At 57.7% G+C, this 20,940-nt stretch carries 19 protein-coding genes; 13 read left to right on the top strand and 6 right to left on the bottom strand.

Annotation, left to right across the window (positions count from 1 at the left end; genetic code table 11):
* Positions 1-2 precede the first annotated feature (2 nt).
* Genes QZQ97_RS05370 through QZQ97_RS05345 form a run of 6 tightly spaced genes read left to right on the top strand, consistent with a single transcriptional unit; the run spans position 3 to position 6,129 of the window.
* Positions 3-1,208 (top strand): SfnB family sulfur acquisition oxidoreductase, encoded by a 1,206-nt coding sequence (locus QZQ97_RS05370; protein ID WP_311992576.1) that lies wholly within the window; start codon positions 3-5, stop codon positions 1,206-1,208.
* Positions 1,208-2,578, top strand: a complete 1,371-nt coding sequence (locus tag QZQ97_RS05365; protein WP_311992575.1) for an LLM class flavin-dependent oxidoreductase — start codon at positions 1,208-1,210, stop codon at positions 2,576-2,578. The genes QZQ97_RS05370 and QZQ97_RS05365 overlap by 1 nt, the downstream gene beginning before the upstream one ends.
* 32 nt (positions 2,579-2,610) lie before the next feature.
* Entirely contained in the window at positions 2,611-3,423 is an 813-nt protein-coding gene (locus QZQ97_RS05360; RefSeq protein ID WP_311992574.1) for a MetQ/NlpA family ABC transporter substrate-binding protein, read from the top strand.
* A gap of 3 nt (positions 3,424-3,426) precedes the next feature.
* Positions 3,427-4,518: a methionine ABC transporter ATP-binding protein gene (locus tag QZQ97_RS05355; RefSeq protein ID WP_311992573.1), complete on the top strand. Its 1,092-nt coding sequence runs from the start codon at positions 3,427-3,429 to the stop codon at positions 4,516-4,518.
* Complete coding sequence (locus QZQ97_RS05350; RefSeq protein WP_013812980.1) at positions 4,502-5,155, top strand: methionine ABC transporter permease; 654 nt, start codon at positions 4,502-4,504, stop codon at positions 5,153-5,155. Before QZQ97_RS05355 ends, QZQ97_RS05350 begins: the two co-directional genes overlap by 17 nt.
* Positions 5,156-5,178: 23 nt before the next feature.
* Entirely contained in the window at positions 5,179-6,129 is a 951-nt protein-coding gene (locus tag QZQ97_RS05345) for a sulfonate ABC transporter substrate-binding protein (RefSeq protein WP_311992572.1), read from the top strand.
* Positions 6,130-6,555: 426 nt separating this feature from the next.
* Here QZQ97_RS05345 and QZQ97_RS05340 read toward each other — a convergent pair whose 3' ends face one another.
* From QZQ97_RS05340 to QZQ97_RS05325, 4 genes are all read right to left on the bottom strand, one after another.
* Positions 6,556-8,385, bottom strand: coding sequence for a family 2A encapsulin nanocompartment cargo protein cysteine desulfurase (locus QZQ97_RS05340; protein WP_311992571.1), 1,830 nt, complete (start codon positions 8,383-8,385; stop codon positions 6,556-6,558).
* On the bottom strand, positions 8,360-9,292 hold the full coding sequence (locus QZQ97_RS05335) for a family 2A encapsulin nanocompartment shell protein (RefSeq protein WP_311992570.1): 933 nt from the start codon (positions 9,290-9,292) through the stop codon (positions 8,360-8,362). The genes QZQ97_RS05340 and QZQ97_RS05335 overlap by 26 nt, the downstream gene beginning before the upstream one ends.
* Before the next feature lie 141 nt (positions 9,293-9,433).
* Positions 9,434-10,387, bottom strand: a complete 954-nt coding sequence (epsC, locus tag QZQ97_RS05330; RefSeq protein WP_311992569.1) for a serine O-acetyltransferase EpsC — start codon at positions 10,385-10,387, stop codon at positions 9,434-9,436.
* Positions 10,388-10,440: 53 nt separating this feature from the next.
* Entirely contained in the window at positions 10,441-10,881 is a 441-nt protein-coding gene (locus tag QZQ97_RS05325) for a rhodanese-like domain-containing protein (protein ID WP_311992568.1), read from the bottom strand.
* 350 nt (positions 10,882-11,231) lie between these two features.
* Between QZQ97_RS05325 and QZQ97_RS05320 the strand changes: the two genes are divergently transcribed.
* The 7 genes from QZQ97_RS05320 (at position 11,232) to QZQ97_RS05290 (ending at position 19,161) form a co-directional block, all read left to right on the top strand.
* A complete protein-coding gene (locus QZQ97_RS05320; protein WP_311992567.1) occupies positions 11,232-12,182 on the top strand; it encodes a 2-hydroxyacid dehydrogenase in 951 nt (316 codons plus the stop codon).
* A 126-nt stretch (positions 12,183-12,308) separates the two neighbouring features.
* A complete protein-coding gene (locus tag QZQ97_RS05315; protein ID WP_311992566.1) occupies positions 12,309-13,616 on the top strand; it encodes an MFS transporter in 1,308 nt (435 codons plus the stop codon).
* 88 nt (positions 13,617-13,704) lie between these two features.
* On the top strand, positions 13,705-14,439 hold the full coding sequence (locus QZQ97_RS05310; RefSeq protein WP_006321961.1) for a MurR/RpiR family transcriptional regulator: 735 nt from the start codon (positions 13,705-13,707) through the stop codon (positions 14,437-14,439).
* Positions 14,440-14,700: 261 nt separating this feature from the next.
* Positions 14,701-16,137, top strand: a complete 1,437-nt coding sequence (locus tag QZQ97_RS05305; protein ID WP_311992565.1) for a 6-phospho-beta-glucosidase — start codon at positions 14,701-14,703, stop codon at positions 16,135-16,137.
* Positions 16,138-16,775: 638 nt separating this feature from the next.
* Positions 16,776-17,504 (top strand): protocatechuate 3,4-dioxygenase subunit beta, encoded by a 729-nt coding sequence (gene pcaH, locus QZQ97_RS05300; RefSeq protein WP_063199531.1) that lies wholly within the window; start codon positions 16,776-16,778, stop codon positions 17,502-17,504.
* The gene (gene pcaG / locus QZQ97_RS05295; protein WP_311992563.1) at positions 17,504-18,127 is read left to right on the top strand and encodes a protocatechuate 3,4-dioxygenase subunit alpha; all 624 of its coding nucleotides are present in this window, start codon (positions 17,504-17,506) and stop codon (positions 18,125-18,127) included. The genes pcaH and pcaG overlap by 1 nt, the downstream gene beginning before the upstream one ends.
* A gap of 98 nt (positions 18,128-18,225) precedes the next feature.
* The gene (locus tag QZQ97_RS05290; RefSeq protein ID WP_311992562.1) at positions 18,226-19,161 is read left to right on the top strand and encodes a LysR substrate-binding domain-containing protein; all 936 of its coding nucleotides are present in this window, start codon (positions 18,226-18,228) and stop codon (positions 19,159-19,161) included.
* Here QZQ97_RS05290 and pcaC read toward each other — a convergent pair.
* Positions 19,158-19,547: a 4-carboxymuconolactone decarboxylase gene (gene pcaC, locus QZQ97_RS05285; RefSeq protein WP_311992561.1), complete on the bottom strand. Its 390-nt coding sequence runs from the start codon at positions 19,545-19,547 to the stop codon at positions 19,158-19,160. The genes QZQ97_RS05290 and pcaC overlap by 4 nt on opposite strands.
* Positions 19,540-20,904, bottom strand: a complete 1,365-nt coding sequence (locus QZQ97_RS05280) for a 3-carboxy-cis,cis-muconate cycloisomerase (RefSeq protein WP_311992560.1) — start codon at positions 20,902-20,904, stop codon at positions 19,540-19,542. Before QZQ97_RS05280 ends, pcaC begins: the two co-directional genes overlap by 8 nt.
* Positions 20,905-20,940: the final 36 nt, after the last annotated feature.

Below are 20,940 nucleotides of genomic sequence, written 5' to 3'. Positions count from 1 at the left end.
ACATGACCACCCAGGTAGCCCCTCAACGCGTGGCGCAACGCATTACCAGCCCCGAGCAGGCGCTGGAGACCGCACACCGGCTGGCGGAGCAATTCAGCCCGTCCGCCGCCGAGCGTGACAGCCAACGGCGATTGCCGGTCGCCGAACTGGCGGACCTGTTCGCCTCTGGACTCGGCGCGATTACCGTGCCGCAGGAATTTGGCGGCCCGGCGTTGTCGAACCGCGTGCTGGCGCAGGTCATCGCCATTCTCAGCCAGGGCGATGCGTCGATCGGCCAGGTGCCGCAAAACCACTATTACGCACTGGAAGTGCTGCGGGTGAACGGTTCGCCGCAGCAGCAACGTCGGCTGTACCAGGAAGCGCTGGACGGTGTGCATTTCGGCAATGCGCTGGCGGAGTTTGCCAGCAAGGCCGCCCACCACCGCAGCACCTCGCTGGCAAGGCATGAAGGCCAATGGCAGCTCTCCGGCCAAAAGTTTTACGCTACCGGCGCGTTGTACGCCGGGCGCATCCCGACCGCCGCGCGGGGTGAAGACGGTAAAGAACAGTTGGTGTTTTTGCCGCGCAATACGCCTGGCCTGAGCATCACCGACGATTGGTCCGGATTTGGTCAGCGCACCACCGGCAGCGGCAGCGTGACGCTGGAACAGTGCCCGGTCGATGAAGAGGATATCGTGCCCTTCCAGACGGCGTTTGAACGGCCGACGCCGGTTGGCCCGCTGGCGCAGATCATGCACGCCGCCATCGATCAGGGCATCGCCAAAGCCGCGTGGCAGGACATGCTGCAATTTGTTCGCAGCCGTTCGCGCCCGTGGATTGATGCCGGCGTCGAACACGCCAGCGAGGACCCGCTGACGCTGGACCGCATCGGCAAAATTTCCGCCCGCATTCAGGCCGGTGACGCCCTGCTGGCGGTGGCCGGTGAAGCCATCGATGCCGCTCAGCGTCACAGCGATGCCCCCTCGGTCGCGCAAGCCTCGATTGAGGTCGCCACGGCGCGTGCCTGGACCACCGAGGTCGCGTTGGCCGCCGGCAATCTGTTGTTTGAGCTGGCCGGAAGCCGTGCCACGCTGCAGGAATATAACCTCGATCGCCACTGGCGCAACGCCCGAACCCACACCTTGCACGACCCGGTGCGCTGGAAATACCCGGCGATCGGCAATTACGTGCTCAACGGGGTGCTGCCGCCGCGCCGGGGGACTCTGTAATGAGCACCACCGCCAAAGAGGTCCTGCTGAACGCCTTCAACATGAACTGCGTCGGCCATATTCATCACGGCATGTGGACCCATCCGCAGGATCGCTCCACCGAGTTCAACCAGCTCAGCTACTGGACCGAGCTGGCGCAGTTGCTGGAGCGTGGGCTGTTCGACGGGTTGTTTATCGCCGATATCCTCGGCGTTTACGATGTCTATCAGCAAAACATCGCCCTGACCGCCCGCGAGTCGATACAGCTGCCGGTTAACGATCCGTTGCTGCTGGTGTCGGCGATGGCCGGGGTGACCCAACATCTGGGCTTCGGCATCACCGCCAACCTGAGTTACGAAGCGCCCTATCCCTTTGCCCGTCGCTTGTCGACGCTGGACCATCTGACCCAGGGCCGCATCGGCTGGAATATCGTCACCGGCTATCTGGACAGCGCCGCGCGTGCGATGGGGTTGAACGAACAGATCGGTCACGATCGCCGTTACGATCAGGCCGATGAGTTTCTCGACGTCGCCTATCAGTTATGGGAAGGGAGTTGGGAAGACGACGCCGTGTTGGCCGACCGCCAACGACGGATTTACGCCGATGCGCAGAAGATCCACAAGGTTATCCATCGCGGCGAATTTTATCAGGTTGAGGGTTATCACCTGTCTTCGCCTTCGCCGCAGCGCACCCCGCTGCTGTTCCAGGCCGGCAGCTCGGCACGCGGTATTCAGTTTGCCGCCCGTCACGCGGAGTGCACCTTCGTTAATCACGCTACCCCGGAAGTAATGAAAGCGCAGGTGGACAAACTGCGTACCGCAGCGGTAGCGGCCGGCCGTCAGCGACAGGATTTGAAAGTGTTTATGGGGGTCGGCGTTATCGTTGCGCCAACCGCCGCCGAGGCGCAGGACAAGTACCGTGAATATCTGCGTTACGCCAGCCCCGAAGCCGGTCTGGCGCATTTTTCCAGCTCGACCGGCATCGATCTTTCACGCTTTGGTCTGGACGACCCAATCCAGGCCGGGCCGACGCAGGCCATTGAGTCGGTAACCCAAACCTACCGCGGCTGGACCCGCCGCCGACTGCTGGAGCAGCACGCCATGGGCGGGCGTTATCCGTTGGTGGTGGGCGATCCGCAACAGGTGGCGGATGCATTGCTGCAATGGGTGGATCAGGCCGATATCGACGGGTTTAACCTGACGCGCATCGTTAACCCCGGCAGCTACCGCGATTTTATCGATCTGGTGGTGCCGGAGTTGCAAGCGCGTGGCCGCTACAAAACCGCCTACCGCGCCGGCAGCCTGCGGCAAAAGCTGTTTCGGCAGCAGGACCGCTTGCCGCACAGCCATCCGGCGGCCGGCTGGCGTCCGGGCGCGGCTTTACCCGTTTGAACCCTTACTTTTTCTTTTGAAGGAGCACCCCTATGACAATGCCCTCTCGGACAAAAACACTGCTGTTTTCGGCGCTGCTGGCACTCTCAGGCACGGCGGCTGCGGCCAATGATTACAGCGGTGCGCTGAAAGTCGGCACCACCGCCGCCTTCGCCCCGCCGCTCGAGGTGGCGGCGGCAGAGGCTCGCAAACAGGGGCTGAAGGTCGACATCATCGAATTCAGCGACTGGACCGCGCCGAACGTCAGCCTGGAAAACGGCGATATCGACGTCAACCTGTTCCAGCACCTGCCGTTCCTGCACAACGCCAATAAAGAAGGCAATTTCCACCTGGTGGCCTATGCTCCGGCGATCATCAATAACGTCGGGCTGTACTCCAAAAAATACCAAAGCATCGCCGATCTGCCGGAGGGCGCCAAAGTGGCGATCGCCAACGACGTGATTAACGGTGGCCGCGGCCTGTTGCTGTTGCAAAAGGCCGGGCTGATTAAGCTCAAACCGGGGTCCGGCCTGCAGGCAACCCAGGCAGACATCGTCAGTAACCCCAAACACATCAAAATTATCGAAGTGGAAGCGGTGCAACTGGCTCGCACGCTGGAGGAAGTTGACCTGGCGCAGGGCTATCCGCACTACCTGCGGCTGTCCGGCACCGTCGATCCCAACAGCGCCCTGCTGTTCGACGGTCTGGAAAACCCGGAGTACGTGATCCAGTTCGTGGTCCGCGATGGCCATCAGGACGACCCGCGCCTGCGCAAGTTTGTCGACGTTTACCAGCATTCGCCGGTCGTGCGCGCCAAACTCGACAGTTTCTACGGCAAGCTGTATCAGCCGGGCTGGAGTCAGTAGTGTATGTCCAGCCTGACTTTGCCTAACCCTGGCGCCCTCGTCGCCGACGAGGTGGTGCGCCGCCATGATGACACCCACCTGCGCTTTACCCGGCTCAGCAAGCGTTACCCCGGCCAACTGACCGAGGCGCTGAAGGCGATCTCCCTGGACATTCGCCGTGGGGAGATATTCGGCATTATCGGCCGCAGCGGCGCCGGCAAGTCGTCCCTGATCCGCACCATCAACCGGCTGGAACGCCCCAGTGGCGGCAGCGTGGAGGTCGATGGCGTCGATATTGGCCAATTGAATGAAGATCAACTGGTGGCCTACCGACGGCGCACCGGCATGATTTTCCAGCACTTCAACCTGCTGTCGGCCAAAACCGTCCGGCAGAATATCGAGTTGCCGTTGCGGGTGGCGGGCGTGCCCGTCGCCGAGCGGCGCAGCAGAGTGGACGCATTGCTGGAGCTGGTCGGGCTGAGCGACTACCCGGACGCCTATCCGGCGCAGCTTTCCGGCGGGCAAAAACAGCGGGTCGGCATCGCCAGGGCGCTGGTGCATAACCCCGAATTGCTGTTGTGCGATGAAGCCACCTCCGCGCTCGATCCGGAAACCACCCGCGCCATTCTGGCGCTGTTACAGCGCATCAACCGTGAGTTCAACATCACCATCGTGCTGATTACCCATGAAATGGAGGTGATCCATGATATCTGCCACCGCGTGGCGGTGCTGGAGCGGGGGGAGATTATCGAATGCGGCCCGGTGTGGCAGGTGTACGGCAACCCGCAGCAGGAAACGACCCGCATCCTGCTGACCCCTGCACACGATCGCTTGCCGGAGGAATGGGTTGGGCGGATCGCCGCCACGCCCCCCACGCCGGATGCACCGCAATTGATCCGGCTACGCTACCGCGGCCAAGGTGCATCGCTGGAGTTAAACCACATACTGGCGGCTTTTCAGGGCAGCGTGACGCTGGTGGAAAGCGCCATTGAGCATATTCAGGGGCACGCCATCGGTTATCTGTTGTTAACCGTGACGCCGTCACCGAATAATCGAACCATTCCGCAGGCGCTGGCCGACAGCGTGGAGGTCCTGGGCTATGTCACTGTTGCTTGAACGGCTGTGGGCCGGATTTCTCGATACGTTGCTGATGGTGGGCGTTTCTTCCCTGTTGGCGCTGGTGCTGGGATTACCGCTGGCGATCTTGTTGGTGGTCAGCGAACGCGGCGGATTGTATGAACAGGTTGGCGTTCAGCGGGTGCTCGGCTGGTTGGTGAACCTGTTCCGCTCGATCCCCTTTCTGATCCTGATGGTGGCGCTGATCCCCTTCACCCGCATGATTGTCGGCACCTCTTATGGCGTATGGGCCGCGGTGGTGCCACTGACCATCGCCGCCATGCCGTTTTTCGCGCGTATCGCCGAAGTCAGTCTGAGAGAGGTGGATCACGGCCTGGTTGAAGCGGCGCAGGCAATGGGTTGCCGCCGTGGGCATATCATTCGCCATGTGCTGCTGCCGGAAGCCATGCCCGGCATTGTCAGCGGCTTTACCATCACCCTGGTGACCATGATTAACGCCTCTGCGATGGCAGGTGCCATAGGCGCGGGCGGCCTGGGTGACCTGGCTTACCGTTATGGGTACCAGCGTTTTGACACCCAGGTGATGCTCACCGTCATCGTGGTGTTGGTGGCGCTGGTGACCCTGCTGCAATTTTTTGGCGATCGGCTTTCGCGCCGATTAAACCACCGTCATTAACCCTTACTGACTGGATATGCGTAATGAAAAAACTGAAAGCCTCGCTGATCGCCGCTTCGCTGCTGTTGGGGACATTCGCCCTGCCGACCGTTGCGGCGCAGGAAAAACCGCAGCAAATCACCATTGGTTACCAGAAAGCCAATATCTTCGCCCTGCTGAAATATCGCGGTACGCTGGAGAAAACCCTGACGCCCCAGGGCATCAACGTGCACTGGATTGAGTTTCCCGCCGGGCCGCAAATGCTCGAAGGGCTGAACGTCGGCAGCATTGATCTTGCGGCGACCGGCGATGCGCCACCGGCCTTTGCTCAGGCTGCCAAAGCCGATTTGATTTATCTGGGGCATTCGCCGGCCAGCCCGAAAACCGAAGCCATCGTGGTGCCGCAGGATTCGCCGATCAAAACCGTTGCCGACCTCAAAGGCAAACGCGTTGCGCTGAACAAAGGCTCCGACGTCAACTATCTGTTGATCAGCGCGCTTGAACAGGCCGGGCTGAGCTACAAAGACGTGACGCCGGTGTATTTGCCGCCGAGTGACGCCCGCGCCGCCTTCCAACGCGGCAGCGTAGACGCCTGGGTGATTTGGGACCCTTACTACGCCGAGGTGGAAACCCACGCCAACGCCCGCCTGCTGAAGGATGCCGAAGGTCTGGTGCCGCACTATACCTTCTATCTCGCCAGCCGCCACTTTGCCGAAACCTACCCGGACAGCGCCAAATTGGTGATCGACCAGCTAAGTGAACTGAGTGCCTGGGCCAATGCCCATCAGGACGAAGCGGCGAAGATCCTGTCGCAAAGCACCGGGTTGGCGCAGCCAATTTGGGCCAGAGCCCTCGCCCGCATGCCGTTCGGCAGTCAACGCATGACGCCGGCGGTATTTGCCGAACAGCAGCAATTAGCCGACAAGTTCACCGCGATTGGCCTGCTGCCGGTCAAGGTGGACGTCAGCGCCGCACGCTGGTCTGAAGATAAGTAACCTGCTGAATACCTTTGTATTAATTCAGCTAAGCAAAGCGATATTCGGCATTTAACCTGCGGCGATATTTTCATTATTATCAGGATATGTCTCTGGAAGCATTTTCTTTCAGGGCCTGTCTACCGGAGTTTTTGTCCTTGTTTCGTTCGTCGCGAACTTATTTTTGGCCGCACTTATGTGCGGCTTTTCTTTTTGTGGTATTGGCCCTCTGAGGGCATAAAAAACCCGGCGCAGAGTGCTCTGCGCCGGGTGGGTTATCGCGTCTTGGCCTAATAGTGCTGCAGGTGAAGAGCATGCAGAGCGCCGACACGCCGTGAATCCGTCCATGGAGGCTCGTATCGCGCGTCTATGCGCTCAACGGTCGGCTAACCTGCATGCTCCCCATCCGTATCAAGCTTGGGGTGTCGCGGTATTAAACGCAGCTATTCAGCGCCCTTTTACCAGTTTGCGCAAGGTGGCCGCCAAAAGATCCACTTCCTCGTAGGTATTGTAAAACGCCAGCGATGGCCGTACCGTCGCTTCGACGCCAAAGCGCCGCAGGATCGGTTGGGCACAGTGATGGCCGGAACGCACCGCAATGCCTCCACGGTTAAGCGCGTTGCCCACTTCTTCGGTACGGTAGCCGCTCAGCACAAACGACAGCACGCTGGCCTTGTTGGCTGCGGTGCCAATCAGGCGCAGGCCGGGAATACGGATCAACTGCCCGGTGGCATACTCCAGCAATTCATGCTCGTAACGGTTGATGTTATCGAGCCCCAGGCGTTCGACGTAGTCCAACGCCGCCCCCAATCCCACCGCGTCGGCAATGTTGCCGGTGCCGGCTTCAAACCTGGCCGGTGCCGGCTGGTACAGCGTTTTCTCAAAGGTGACATCGGCAATCATATTGCCGCCACCCTGCCACGGCGGCAGGGTTTCCAGCAGCTCCGCCTTGCCGTACACCGCGCCGATGCCGGTTGGGCCAAACACCTTGTGGCCGGAGAACACGTAAAAATCCGCATCCAGCGCCTGCACGTTAACCTTCAGGTGCGATACCGCCTGTGCGCCATCCACCAACACCCGCGCGCCGGCCTGATGAGCCAGCGCAATCACCTGCTCGACCGGCGTCACCGTGCCCAGCGCATTGGATACCTGGGTGATCGACACCAAACGGGTACGCGGCGACAAGAGTTTGCGGTATTCATCCAGCAGAATCTGTCCGCTGTCATCAACCGGGATCACCCGAATTTTGGCCCCCACGCTGGCGGCAAGCTGCTGCCAGGGCACGATGTTGGCGTGGTGTTCCAACTGCGAAACCACGATTTCATCGCCCTCGCCGATGTGTTGGCGGCCAAAGGTATTGGCAATCAGGTTAATGGCTTCCGTTGCGCCTCGGGTAAAGATAATTTCCGCCGATGATTTGGCTCCCAGAAAACGGGCGACGCTGTTTCTGGCCCCTTCATAGGCATCCGTTGCCCTAGCGGCCAGCTCATGCGCCGCACGGTGGATATTCGAGTTTTCATGGGCGTAGAAATACGCCAGCCGATCGATAACCACCTGCGGTTTATGGGTGGTGGCGGCGTTATCCAACCACACCAGAGGTTTGCCGTTAACCCGTTCCGAAAGAATGGGAAAGTCGCGGCGTACGGCATGCACATCAAAACTGCTGCGCGGCCGTTGCTGCGGCGCCGTTTCTCGCCGAGGCTGCCCGTGCTCCAGGAAATAATACTGCCCGCTGGTCGCATCTTGCGCTACGCCGCTAACCGGTGCCGTAACGGCAGGAAACAGCGATCCGATAACCGACTCCAACCCGCCGTTGACCGCTCCTGCAAAAGGTTGGTCGCTAAGATGATCCTGACCGGTCAGCGCCTGGTTCGCCAGGCCGTCCAGCCCGGTATCCGGCGGCAAGCCTTTTTCACGGGCCTGATTTTCGCTCAGAAAATAGAACCCCGCCGTCGCCGCCGGATCCCGCGGCTGAGGCAGCGTTGGCGGAGCCAGAAAGGCCTGCCGCTCTGCGCCCTGCTGCCAACCGGACAACGTTTGCGCCTCCAGGCCATCAGTAGCCAGTGCCGGCTCTAGAACCGGCGTAGAGGTCTGTGACAACACCGTCGTGGCGCGTTCGCTGCCTGCGGCCGGTTGCAGCCCGGCACCGGCCTCACGCCCAGGCAAGGCACTGAAGATCTGATTAGCCAGGTTAGCCAGCGCGTTAACGTCCGGCAAACCGGCTGGCGGCTGCGCCTCGTGAGGCAATGAACTACTTGTAACTGTCTGGATAGTCATGATATTTGCTCACATCAACATCGTCTAAAACGGCAACGGCATCTTCAGTCAGAACCGCCAATGAGCAGTAAAGGGAGATCAGGTAGGAGGCTATCGCATTGCGGTTAATCCCCATAAAGCGCACCGACAGCCCTGGGCTTTGCTCACCGGCGACGCCCGGCTGGTAAAGGCCAATGACGCCCTGACGTTTTTCCCCGGTACGCAGCAGGATAATCTTGGTTTTGCCTTCTTCGTCGATGGGCAGCTTATCCGATGGGATCAGCGGCAAGCCACGCCAGGTGAGAAACTGCGAACCGAACAGACTGACGGTTGGCGGCGGCACGCCACGGCGGGTGCACTCGCGGCCAAAGGCGGCGATGGCTAACGGATGGGCCAGGAAGAAACCGGGTTCTTTCCATACTTTGGTGATCAACTCGTCCAGATCGTCCGGCGTCGGCGCACCGGTCAGCGTTGAAATACGCTGGGCATCATCGACGCTGGCCAATAAACCGTACTCAGGGTTGTTGATCAGTTCGTTTTCCTGGCGCTCTTTAATGGTTTCAATGGTCAGACGCAGCTGTTCGCGAATTTGATCGTGCGGGCTGCTGTACAAATCGGAGACACGGGTATGCACGTCCAGAATGGTGGTAACGGCATTGAGAAAATACTCGCGCGGCGCCTCTTCGTAATCCACATAGGTCTGCGGTAATAACCCTTCATCGCGCTGCGAGCAGGCAACCTGAACATTTAACGGGTTCTTGACCTTGTTAAGGCGGAATATCCCTGCCTCGACCGGTGTCCATTGCAGCAAATGCACTAACCAACGCGGGGTGATAATGGATAATTGCGGGACGGTTTTCGTCGCGTTAGCCAATTGCCGTGCTGCATTATCGCCTAATGCAAGCCGGGCGTCATTTTGTTGGGACATGGTTGTTTCTCCTGAAAAAATAGGCTGGTGATAAATAATTAATAATTACCGGTTAAATAGCGCGTTAAATAAAATATCGATTTATTTATTTCGTTTCGCAGACCTCACTGCGGGTTATTAACAGAGTTGAAATGCGCCAGATTAAATACCTGAGCCAAATTCATGACTGTCGCTCTGGATATTTGCCTGGCGAATATTACTGCCCGGTTTGACGCTGCGCGTCAGCCAGACGTTGCCGCCAATGGAAGAGCCCTTGCCAATGGTAATTCTGCCCAGCAAAGTGGCACCGGCGTAGATCACCACATCGTCTTCAATAATCGGATGGCGTGGCTGCCCTTTTTGCAGAATGCCGGACTCCTCGGTGACAAAGCGTTTGGCACCCAACGTCACCGCCTGATAGAGACGGACCCGCTTGCCGATAATGGCGGTTTCGCCAATCACTACGCCAGTGCCGTGATCGATAAAAAATCCGTCATCGATTTGCGCGCCGGGATGAATATCGATACCGGTTTCACCGTGAGCCTTTTCGGCGATGATGCGCGCCAGCAAAGGAACGCCCGCGAGATAGAAATAGTGCGCCAGTCGGTGGTGGATAATGGCGTTGACGCCGGGGAAACACAGTAACACCTCGTCTACGCTGCGAGCGGAAGGATCGCCGTGATAAGCGGCCAGAATATCGCTGTCCAACCGGCGGCGAATGGCCGGCAGCACGGTGGCGAACTGCCGCACCAGCGTCACCGCCTGCGTATTGAGCGAGTTCCCTTGCCCGGCGTCTTCGCCCTCGGAACGGCTAAACCCCAGGGCAAGGCGCACCTGTATCAACAGCGCATTCAGCACCGCATCCAGCGCATGACCGACGAAGTAGTCTTCGCTTTCATGACGCAGATCGTCCGGTCCCAATCGCATCGGGAATAAAATCGCCCGCAGCGATTCGGTTATTTCGCCGACCACACTTTTCGACGGCAGCTCCTTTTGCCCGGAAAGCGACGCCTGGCCGCTGCGTTCGCGCCAGGACAGCCGCGCTGAGCGCAGCTCATTAACGATATCGGCAAGTTGCCAGTTGGTATTTTCTTGCGGCTGTGAAAAGCGAGTCATAATTCCCTCTGTTTATGTGATGACGCCCAATGACCCACTCGGTTCGAGCGCCGTCAGGCTGTCTTTAGCCAGGGCAAATGTCGTGCGCCCTCAACCCCGCCTTGCACCCCGTAAGCCTGCGCATAACCGGCTTTAAGGGCGGCCAGCACCGCATCGGCAGAGCGTTTGCCGGTTTGGCACAGCAAGATGACCTGCTGTTGTTTGTCGACGACTTTGCTTAACTCGAGGAAAAAACGCGGGTTGCGGATTTTATTCGAACCGGTTAGCCAGGGAACCAGTACGGATTGTTCAACGTAGCCAAAGGTTTTTCGCTCCTCCGGAGTACGGATATCCACCAACACCGCCGCCCCGCTGTTAAGTAATTGCCAACTGGCCTCCGGCGTCAGATCGCGCTCGAAGACGGCGGCATTTTGGGCTACGCGGTTATCCCTGCCTGGGTTATCCGCATTCGCGTTGGAATGAGTTTTAAACCTTTGTGCAGATGCATAGGACATATTCACCTCCAGCATGTTTTCTTTTTTTCAGTAGGGTTGTTTTCTTTCATTAACTTCAATTTATTACCCTTTCCGACCAGCAATAAATAACTTTTCATTAGGGCTTATAGTAAAAGCATCTAGCCCGACTTAGCTAAAATCAGGCTAATGAAAACCAATTATTGGCTTATGAATTTCGATTTTTTGCGCAGCTATGTTACAGCGCGCTGTTACCTGTTTTCTCCCGTCGATCACATTACCGGTAACACAGTTTGTTAACACTCTTCAGCGTGATATCTGTCGCAAAACCGCCGTCTGAAAACCGCTTTGATAACAGCAACCAAGCCATGATGTTTTCTGAACAGGTAAAAATGATGACTGATACCCCCAATGACGTGTTGTTAATCGCTCCGCTAATGGACAGCCTGCTTGCCCGCCTTGAGGCCAATTTTGTCGTACACCGTCTCTACGAACAGGCCGATCCTGCCGCTTTCCTGGCAGCCAACGGCGGAAACCTCACCGCATTGGTCACCCGTGGCGACGTTGGGGCTGCTACGTCGGTACTGGAACAATTGCCGAATCTGGGGCTGATTGCCGTTTTCGGCGTGGGTACCGACGCCATTGACCTGAGCTATACCCGGCAGCGCGGCATCGCGGTCACTATCACCTCCGGCGCACTGACGGAAGACGTGGCGGATATGGCGCTGGGGCTGCTGTTGGCAACCGCGCGCCAGCTGTGCCACTACGACCGCTTTGTGCGTGAAGGCCGCTGGCTGCAGGAAGCGCCGGGCCTGTCGGTGCAGGTCAGCGGCAAGCGCCTCGGCATTTTTGGCATGGGCAACATCGGCCGCGCCATTGCCCGGCGAGCTGCCGCTTTCAACATGCGGATTCAATACGCCAGTCACCAACAGGATGGCGCATTACCCTATGCCTACTTCCCTGATCCCCTCTCCCTGGCGCGGGAAAGCGACTTCTTTGTTATCGCCATTTCCGGCGGAAAAGACAGCATCGGCCTGGTGGACAAGAGGATCTTCGACGCTCTGCCGCCGCACGCGCTGGTGATTAACATTGCCCGCGGCAGCATCGTTAATGAGCAGGATCTGATCGATGCCCTGCAAAGCGGCGCCATCGCAGGTGCCGGACTGGATGTCTACGCCGACGAGCCACGAGTCCCCACCGCATTGATTGGCATGAACAACGTGGTGCTGCAACCCCACGTCGCCAGTGGCACGCACGAAACCCGGCAAAAGATGAGCGATATCGTGTTCGCCAACGTCAGTGCCTATTTCAGGCACCAGCCTCTGCCCAACGCTATCGAATAATTAACAGGTTTTACTCATTTTGAACGACAGAACCTTATTTATACCCTATGAATTTCACGCTGCAGCCAACAACGCTGCGGCTTGAAAGGCGACGGGTATACCCTGTGCCCGCAAAGAGAGATCGCTATGGATAATAAAATCCCCAACACCCGCTGGCTGCGGGTTATTGCCCCGATCCTGATCGCCTGCATTATTTCTTTTATGGACCGGGTTAATATCAGTTTTGCGCTGCCCGGTGGCATGGAAAGTGATTTAGGCATCACCAGCCAGATGGCCGGTCTGGCCAGCGGCATTTTCTTTATCGGTTACCTGTTTTTGCAGGTGCCCGGTGGGCGCATCGCGGTCAACGGCAGCGGCAAACGTTTTATCGCCTGGTCTTTGTGCGCGTGGGCGGTGGTGTCGGTAGCCACCGGATTTGTCACCAACCACTATCAACTGCTGGTGCTGCGCTTTGTTCTGGGCATTTCCGAAGGGGGCATGCTGCCGGTGGTGCTGACCATGATCAGCAACTGGTTCCCGGAGAAAGAACTGGGGCGCGCCAACGCTTTCGTCATGATGTTCGCCCCTCTTGGCGGCATGCTTACCGCACCGATTTCCGGTGCCATCATCAATCAGCTCGACTGGCGCTGGCTGTTTATTCTCGAAGGATTGCTGTCGCTGCTGGTGTTGGCCGTGTGGTGGCTGTTGATCAGCGATCGTCCGCAGGAAGCGCGTTGGTTACCGGCCCGCGAGCGTGAATACCTGATAACCGAATTGGCGCGTGAACGCCAGGCACGCAGCAAAACGCAGCCGGTCAGTAATGCTCCATTAAGAGATGTGTTTCGCAATAAAGGGCTGATGAAGCTGGTGCTGCTGAACTTCTTTTATCAAACCGGCGATTACGGCTACACCCTGTGGCTCCCCACCATCCTGAAAAATCTCACCGGCGGCAATATGGCTTCGGTCGGGTTTCTGGCCATTTTGCCCTTCGTCGCCACGCTGCTGGGGATTTACCTGATTTCGGTACTCACCGACAAAACCGGCAAGCGTCGCCTGTGGGTGATGGTTTCACTGTTCTGCTTCGCCGCCGCGCTGTTGGCCTCGGTGGTACTGCGCCATAACCTGGTGGCAGCCTATATCGCCCTGGTGGTCTGCGGATTCTTCCTCAAGGCCGCCACCAGCCCGTTCTGGTCGATGCCTGGCCGCATTGCCTCGGCGGAAGTGGCCGGCGGCGCGCGCGGCGTGATCAACGGCCTGGGCAATCTGGGCGGTTTCTGCGGGCCTTATCTGGTCGGCGTGATGATTTATCTGTACGGCCAGAACGTCGCCGTCTGCGGGCTGGCCGTCTCGCTGATTATCGCCGGCATCATCGCCTGGCGGCTGCCGAAGGAGTGCGATCTGACCGGGTCCGAACCGGGGCATGACGCCCTGCTGGATAAGGCTAAACGCGCCTGAAAAGCAACGGAAACCACGAGCGGGCAACGGCAAAATTTGTTATGTTAGCCCGCTGATTAAGCTCTGTTGCCACTAGCCGGATAAGTCTATGTTTACCCATAAAGCAATCGCCGAACTCAACGCGCTGGAAATGATGGTTTATAACTACGTCATCAAAAACAAGAACCCGGTGATGTACATGACGATCCGCGAACTGGCCGAGGCCGCCGGGGTGTCTACCACCACCGTGTTGCGCTTTTGCAAGAAAATGGGGTGCGAGGGGTATTCCGAATTTCGTATCCGTTTCAAGCTGTATCTGGAACAGGCGGAAGTGATGCCGATGGATTTTGGCACCAGCGAGATCATCAGCTTTTTTAAAAGCATCAACAACGACGAGTTTAATCAGCAAATCGATCAGGCGGTGCAGCATATCGCCGCGGCGGAACGCATTATTTTCGTCGGCGTAAGCACCTCGGGCGCGTTGGGCAGATACGGTGCGCGTTTCTTTTCCAACGTCGGGAAATTCAGCACCCATATTGACGATCCTTATTACCCAATAAACAGCGATATGTATAAAAGCGCGGTGGCGATTATGCTTTCGGTTTCCGGCGAAACCGAAGAGATCCTGCGTCTCGCCAGCCAGTTCAGCCTGCATCACTGCAAGATTGTCAGCATCACCAACAACGAAACCTCGTCGTTGGCCAAAATAGCGGACTTCAACCTCTCCTATCACGTCCCCCAACAGCTCATTGCCGGTCAACATAATATTACCACCCAGATCCCGGTCATTTACATTATTGAAACCATCGGCAAGCGGCTGGGGAATATTAACGCCGCAAAATAAAACAGCCTGTTTTTTTAATGTGACAAGTTACCGAAGCGGCGATTTGTTATATCGTGACTTTTAATTCCAACTTGTTACTCTATTCTCAGACGCTAACAAAATATACCCTTCATACTTGAAGCTGCATCTGTGTTGGCCGCGCCCGCGCACCCCACTCACTTAGCTTACTAAGCCCCTGGGGATTTACGGTCTTGCCGCCGTGATGCAACTCCAATTATTTTGCGTATAGCCTTTCATTAATAAACGAATGAGAATCCAACAATGAAACAGCAACAGTTACCGAAAGATTTTCTGTGGGGGGGCGCCGTCGCCGCGCACCAGGTTGAAGGCGGTTGGGATCAGGGCGGTAAAGGCCCAAGCATTGCCGATGTATTGTCGGGCGGTTCACACGGTGTGGATCGCGTGATGACCGACGGCGTGCTGGAAGGTTATAGCTACCCTAACCACGAAGCCGTGGATTTTTACGGCCGCTATAAGCAGGACGTGGCGCTGTTTGCCGAAATGGGCTTCAAATGCTTCCGCACTTCAATAGCCTGGACGCGCATCTTCCCTAAAGGGGATGAGTTGGAACCGAACGAAGCCGGCCTGCAATTCTACGACGACCTGTTCGATGAACTGCTGAAATACAACATTCAGCCGGTGATCACCCTGTCCCACTTTGAAATGCCTTATCATCTGGTGAAGGAATACGGCGGCTGGAAAAACCGCAAGGTGGTGGATTTCTTCGTGCGTTTCAGCGAAGTGGTATTGCGCCGCTATCAGCACAAAGTGAAATACTGGATGACCTTTAACGAGATCAACAACCAGAGCAACTACCAGTATCCGCTGTTTGGCTACTGTTGCTCGGGTGTGGTGTACAGCGAAGAACAGAACCCGGAGCAAACGCTGTATCAGGTATTGCACCATCAGTTCGTCGCCAGTGCGCAGGTCGTGAAACTCGGTCACCAGATTAACCCGGAATTCAAGATCGGCTGCATGCTGGCCTGCGTGCCCTTCTATCCGTTCTCCTGCAAGCCCGACGACGTTATGTACAGCGTCGAGGCGATGCACCAGCGTTACCTGTTCACCGACGTACAGGTACGCGGTTACTACCCGTCTTACCTGCTGCGCGACTGGCAGCGCAAGGGCTTCCAGATTGAAATGCAGCCGCAGGACGAGCAAACCCTGCGTGAAGGTTGCGCAGACTACATCGGTTTCAGCTACTACATGAGCAACGCCCTGCAGGCGGATGCGCCAAGCAGCAGCGACGCCATGTTCGGCTTCCCGGGCAACGTGCCGAACCCGCACGTTAAAGCCTCCGATTGGGGCTGGCAGATTGACCCGGTTGGGCTGCGTTATTCGCTGAACGTGTTGTATGAACGCTACCAGAAACCGCTGTTTATCGTTGAGAACGGTTTTGGCGCCTTTGACAAAGTAGAAGCCGACGGCCAAATCAACGACGATTACCGCATCGACTACCTGAGCGCGCATATCGAGCAGATGAAGAAAGCGGTGATCGAAGACGGCGTAGATCTGATCGGTTACACCCCGTGGGGCTGTATCGACTGCGTGTCCTTCACTACCGGCGAGTACGGCAAGCGTTATGGCTTTATCTATGTGGACAAGCATGACGACGGCACCGGCACCCTCGAGCGTTCGCGCAAAAAGAGCTTTGACTGGTACCGCAACGTGATCGCCAGCAACGGCGAACAGCTTTAAAAATCACGGTTTTTTCTTATCAAAACGCGAATGAGCCACGGCAATGTGGCTCATTTTTATTGGACCTTTGACATTCTCACTCGCTCAATAAAAACAATCAAAACGCCAATCAACATTGATACGAAAAGCATTAAAACAAAAGTCACAAACCCGTCTAAACCATTCAGTGTGTTTATATATTTAATCGTGCAGATACACGTAAATAATGTAAATGCATAACCCATTGACTTCTTGATGCATCCATTCATTGTCAGCCTCGAAAATTCACATACTACTCACCGAATCACTCTTATTTACGTGAGCGGACATTATCGTCTATTGCCATTAAATTAATTGATAATAGTTATCATTATCGAAGTTGAAATATCAGCGACCGCAAATAAAATGTCAACACGTGAAGTAAACAACCGTGACCGACGTCCGAGTTCCCTTTCCTCTTGATATCTCCGCGGAGTAAGGTGTTTACCTGCTTTCTTTATATAACCTCAGGTTATGTAAAACACCGCTAGATTTCACTTTATCGTAACACTTCGGCTTGCGTAGACTCAGTGTGGGGACAGGGTTTCTCCCCTTCGCGCTGACATAACGACAAAACAGATCAGCCCTTTGTATCCTGCCTATGCCATGAGGATTTCCGCATGAGCCAGATAAATGAACTTTACCATCGCAACTACGATCGGCACCCGCCGGCGCTGGTGCCGGAATATAAAACCAGCGTACTGCGCTCGCCGAAGAACGCATTGATCTCGCTGCAAAATTCACTATCAGAAATCACCGGCCCGGTGTTCGGCCAGCATGAATTGGGGGCGCTGGATAACGATCTTATCCTTAATTACGCCAAACAGGGTCTGCCTATCGGCGAGCGTATCATCGTGCACGGCTATGTGCGCGACGAGAACGGCCTGCCGCTGCGCAATGCGCTGGTAGAAGTGTGGCAAGCCAACGCCGGCGGGCGTTACCGCCATAAAAAGGATCAGTATCTGGCACCGATAGACCCTAATTTCGGCGGTTGCGGCCGTATGCTGACCGACGATAACGGCTATTACTTCTTCCGCACCATCAAGCCCGGCCCCTATCCGTGGCGCAACCAGGTCAACGACTGGCGCCCCGCCCATATTCATTTCTCGCTGTCCGGCGACGCCTTCGCCCAGCGGCTGATCACCCAAATGTATTTTGAGGGCGATCCGCTGATTGCCAGTTGCCCAATAGTCCGCGCCATCAAAAATGACGATGCGGTACGCTCGCTGATCGCCGGGTTGGATAAAACCGCCTCGATTCAACTGGACAGCCTGGCTTACCGCTTCGATCTGGTGCTGCGAGGCCATCGCGCTACGCTGTTTGAAAACCGTCTGCAGGGGAAAGCATAATGCCGCAACAGTATCTGCCGGAAACGCCGTCGCAAACCGCCGGGCCTTATGTGCACATCGGCCTGGCCCCCTTTGCCGCCGGCTTCGACATCTTCGAAAACAACTTCAACCACATCCTGACTCAGCCGGAAACTCAGGGTGAGCGCATCACTATCGAAGGCCGGGTATTCGACGGCAGCGGCTCGCCGATCCGCGATGTGCTGCTGGAAATCTGGCAGGCCAATACGCATGGCCGCTACAACCACCCAGGAGATCAACAGCACGACAAGCCGCTGGACAGCGCTTTTCGCGGTTGGGGCCGCGGTTGTTCGGATTTCGAAACCGGCCACTATCGCTTTGAAACCGTCAAACCAGGTGCCGTTTGTGGACGTGACGGCCGCCTGATGGCACCGCACGTTAACTTGTGGATCGTCGCGCGCGGTATCAATCTTGGGCTGCATACCCGGATGTATTTTGCCGACGAAGATGCCGCCAACCGGCAAGATCCGGTGCTGAATCTGATCGAACTGGAGGTACGCCGCAAAACGCTGATTGCTCACCCCGAGCGCCGCGGCGACGAACTGGTGTATCGTTTTGACATTGTTATTCAGGGCGATCGCGAAACGGTGTTCTTCGACCTGTAGTTCCCGCCACCGCCGCGGCCGCAAAAAATCTGCACGCCAGTGCAAATATGCGGCCGCCGTCACTTGTTGCCGCTGGGGAAAACTCCCTACACTGGGGCATGAAAAAAGCCAATTTATTTATGCAGCGCATGCGCTTGCGCCACATCAACGGGTTTGTCGCGGTAGCGCAGGAGCGCTCGCTGAGCCGTGCCGCCGACAAACTGAGCCTGAGCCAGCCGGCACTGTCGAAAACGCTGAGTGAACTGGAAGCCCTGACCGGCAACCGCCTGCTGGTGCGCAGCAGGCAGGGAACCCGCTTGACCGAACAAGGCGAACAGTTTTTGGGGTATGCCACGCGGGTGCTGGAGGCGCTGACCGCCGCCGGGCACGCGCTGGACAGGATGGACGACGCACCGGCGCGGGTGCTGCGTATCGGCGCATTGCCGACCACCGCGCTGGGCATGTTGCCGCAGTCCATCGGCCAGTATCAGCAGGCGCGCCCTTATTCACGAATTCAGGTTGTTACCGCCAAAAATACCGAATTGCTGACGCAGCTCAAAGCGGGCGACATCGACGTGGCGATTGGCCGCATGGCCGAACCGGAAATGATGAGCGGGATTGCCTTCGAACTGTTGCTGCTGGAATCATTGCTGATGGTGACGCGCCCGGGGCACCCGCTGTTGAGTGAGACCGTCACCCTCGAGCAGGCACTGAGCTATCCGGCCATTTTGTCGCCCAAAGGCACGGTGCCGCGCCACAATACCGAGAACCTGTTATCCACCCAGGGGTTCAGCCTGCCCGGCCAGTATATCGAAACGCTGTCCGCCTCTTTGGCGCGCCAAATGACGTTGCAATTTGACTATGTGTGGTTTGTCCCTTCCAGCGCAGTTAAAGCCGATATTGCTGCCGGGCAGCTTATCCCCCTGCCGCTGCCCACCCAGGGCATGGAGGAGGCGGTAGGCATTTTGAGCCGTAATGACGGCGAGCTGAGCGATGCGGCGCTGGCGTTTATCGCCACCGTGCGCCGCGTCGCCAACGCCACAGGTTCCGCTTAGTCCGCTTCGCGATCCTGTTCAGCGAAAACCTCCTCCGCCAGATGGAATGCCGAGTTTGCCGCCGGCAGGCCGCAATACAGCGCGCTTTGCATCAACACCTCTTTGATCTCCTCGCGGGTCACGCCATTATTTGCTGCCGCTTTCAGGTGCATGCGCAGCTCGGCTTCGCGGTTGAGGGCGATCAACATGGCAATGGTAATCAGGCTGCGGGTGTGGCGCGCCAGCCCCGGTCGGGTCCAGATCTCCCCCCAGGCGTAGCGGCTGATAAAGTGCTGAAACTCTTCGTTTAGCGGGTTGAGCCGGTCAAGACTGCGGTCTACGTGGGCATCCCCCAGCACCGCCCGCCGTACCTCGATGCCCTGCTGATAACGTTGTTCATCATTCATGCCTTTTTGCTCCTGCGGTTAACCGGGATGCCTGATCCAGCACCCGTTGAGTAAATGCCTGCGCGCTGCCGAGGTAATGCTGCGGATCCAGCAACACAGCCAGCCGCTCTGGGGTTAAATGCGCCATTACCCTGCTGTCTTCCAGCAAAACGTCGTGCAAGGTGCGCTGCTGCGCCAGCGCCAGATGGCACTGCTTTTCAATAAGCTGATGCGCCTGCTGGCGGCCGATAGCCTCGCCCAGCGCCATGGTAACGGACTCGGCCATGATCAACCCGCCGGTTAACTTCAGGTTATGTTGCATCTGCTGCGGGAACACCTGCAAACCGGCGATCAGATCGCCCGCCGTGTGCAATGCGCCCGTCGCCAACATCACCAACTCTGGCAGGCTTTCCCATTCGGCGTGCCACCCCCCCAGTCCGCGTTCATGTTCCTGCACCATAGCGGCATACAACCCGCCGACCAGCGCCGGAACCCGGTTGGCCGCCGCGAGGATCGCCGCGCAGGCCACCGGATTGCGTTTATGTGGCATGGTGGAAGAACCGCCGCGCCCTTCTGCCTCCGGTTCGGCAACCTCCGCCACTTCGGTTTGCATCAATAAGGAGATGTCCCGTGCCAGTTTTCCCAACGTACCGGTTAAACCGGCATACCAACCGGCAATCTCCAGCAGACGATCGCGCTGGCTGTGCCAGGGCGTATCCGCTGCGCTCAGTTGCAACCGCTCGGCCAGGGCCGTCACCAGCAGATCGCCTTCCCCGCGCAGTGACGCCAGCGTCCCCGCCGCGCCGCCCAGTTGCAGCGCCAGCACCCGAGAGCGCATTTCATCCAGCCGTTGACGGTAGCGCAGCAAAGCATCCAGCGAGCCGGCCAGCTTTAGCCCCAGCGTGGTCGGCAGTGCGTGCTGCATCCAGGTGCGCCCAACCAGCACGCAATCCTGATGCAGAGTAATTTGTTGCACCAGCGCCGCCATCAACCGGTTCAGATCCTCTTGCGTGAGGGCGATAGCCTGCCGCAGTTGCAGCATCAAACCGCTGTCGATAGCGTCCTGGCTGGTCGCTCCCCAGTGAACAAAGCGTGCGGCACCGGTATCGCGCTGTGCGACCAACGCCGTGAGTTGCTTTACCAGCGGAATAGCCAGATTGCCGGCCTGCGCCGCCGCCTGCGCCAGCGCGGCGCTGTCTACTGAATGACTGTGGCAACAGGCGGCGATGTGTTGCGCGGCGTCTGATGGAATGATGCCCAGCCCGGCCTGCGCTGTGGCCAGCGCGGCTTCGAAATCCAGCATGCCCTGCAAAGTGGCGGCATCGCTGAAACATTCGCTAACCGCTGAAGACCGCAACAACGGCGTCAGTAATTCCATAAATTCTCCGAGCTTAAAGGGGCTTTTTCCGATGAT

Origin of the sequence: Serratia sp. root2, from assembly GCF_031931805.1 — a bacterium.
Lineage (GTDB): Bacteria > Pseudomonadota > Gammaproteobacteria > Enterobacterales > Enterobacteriaceae > Serratia > Serratia inhibens.
Note: the sequence above shows the minus strand (reverse complement) of the source record. Positions and strands in the feature narration are given on the sequence as shown.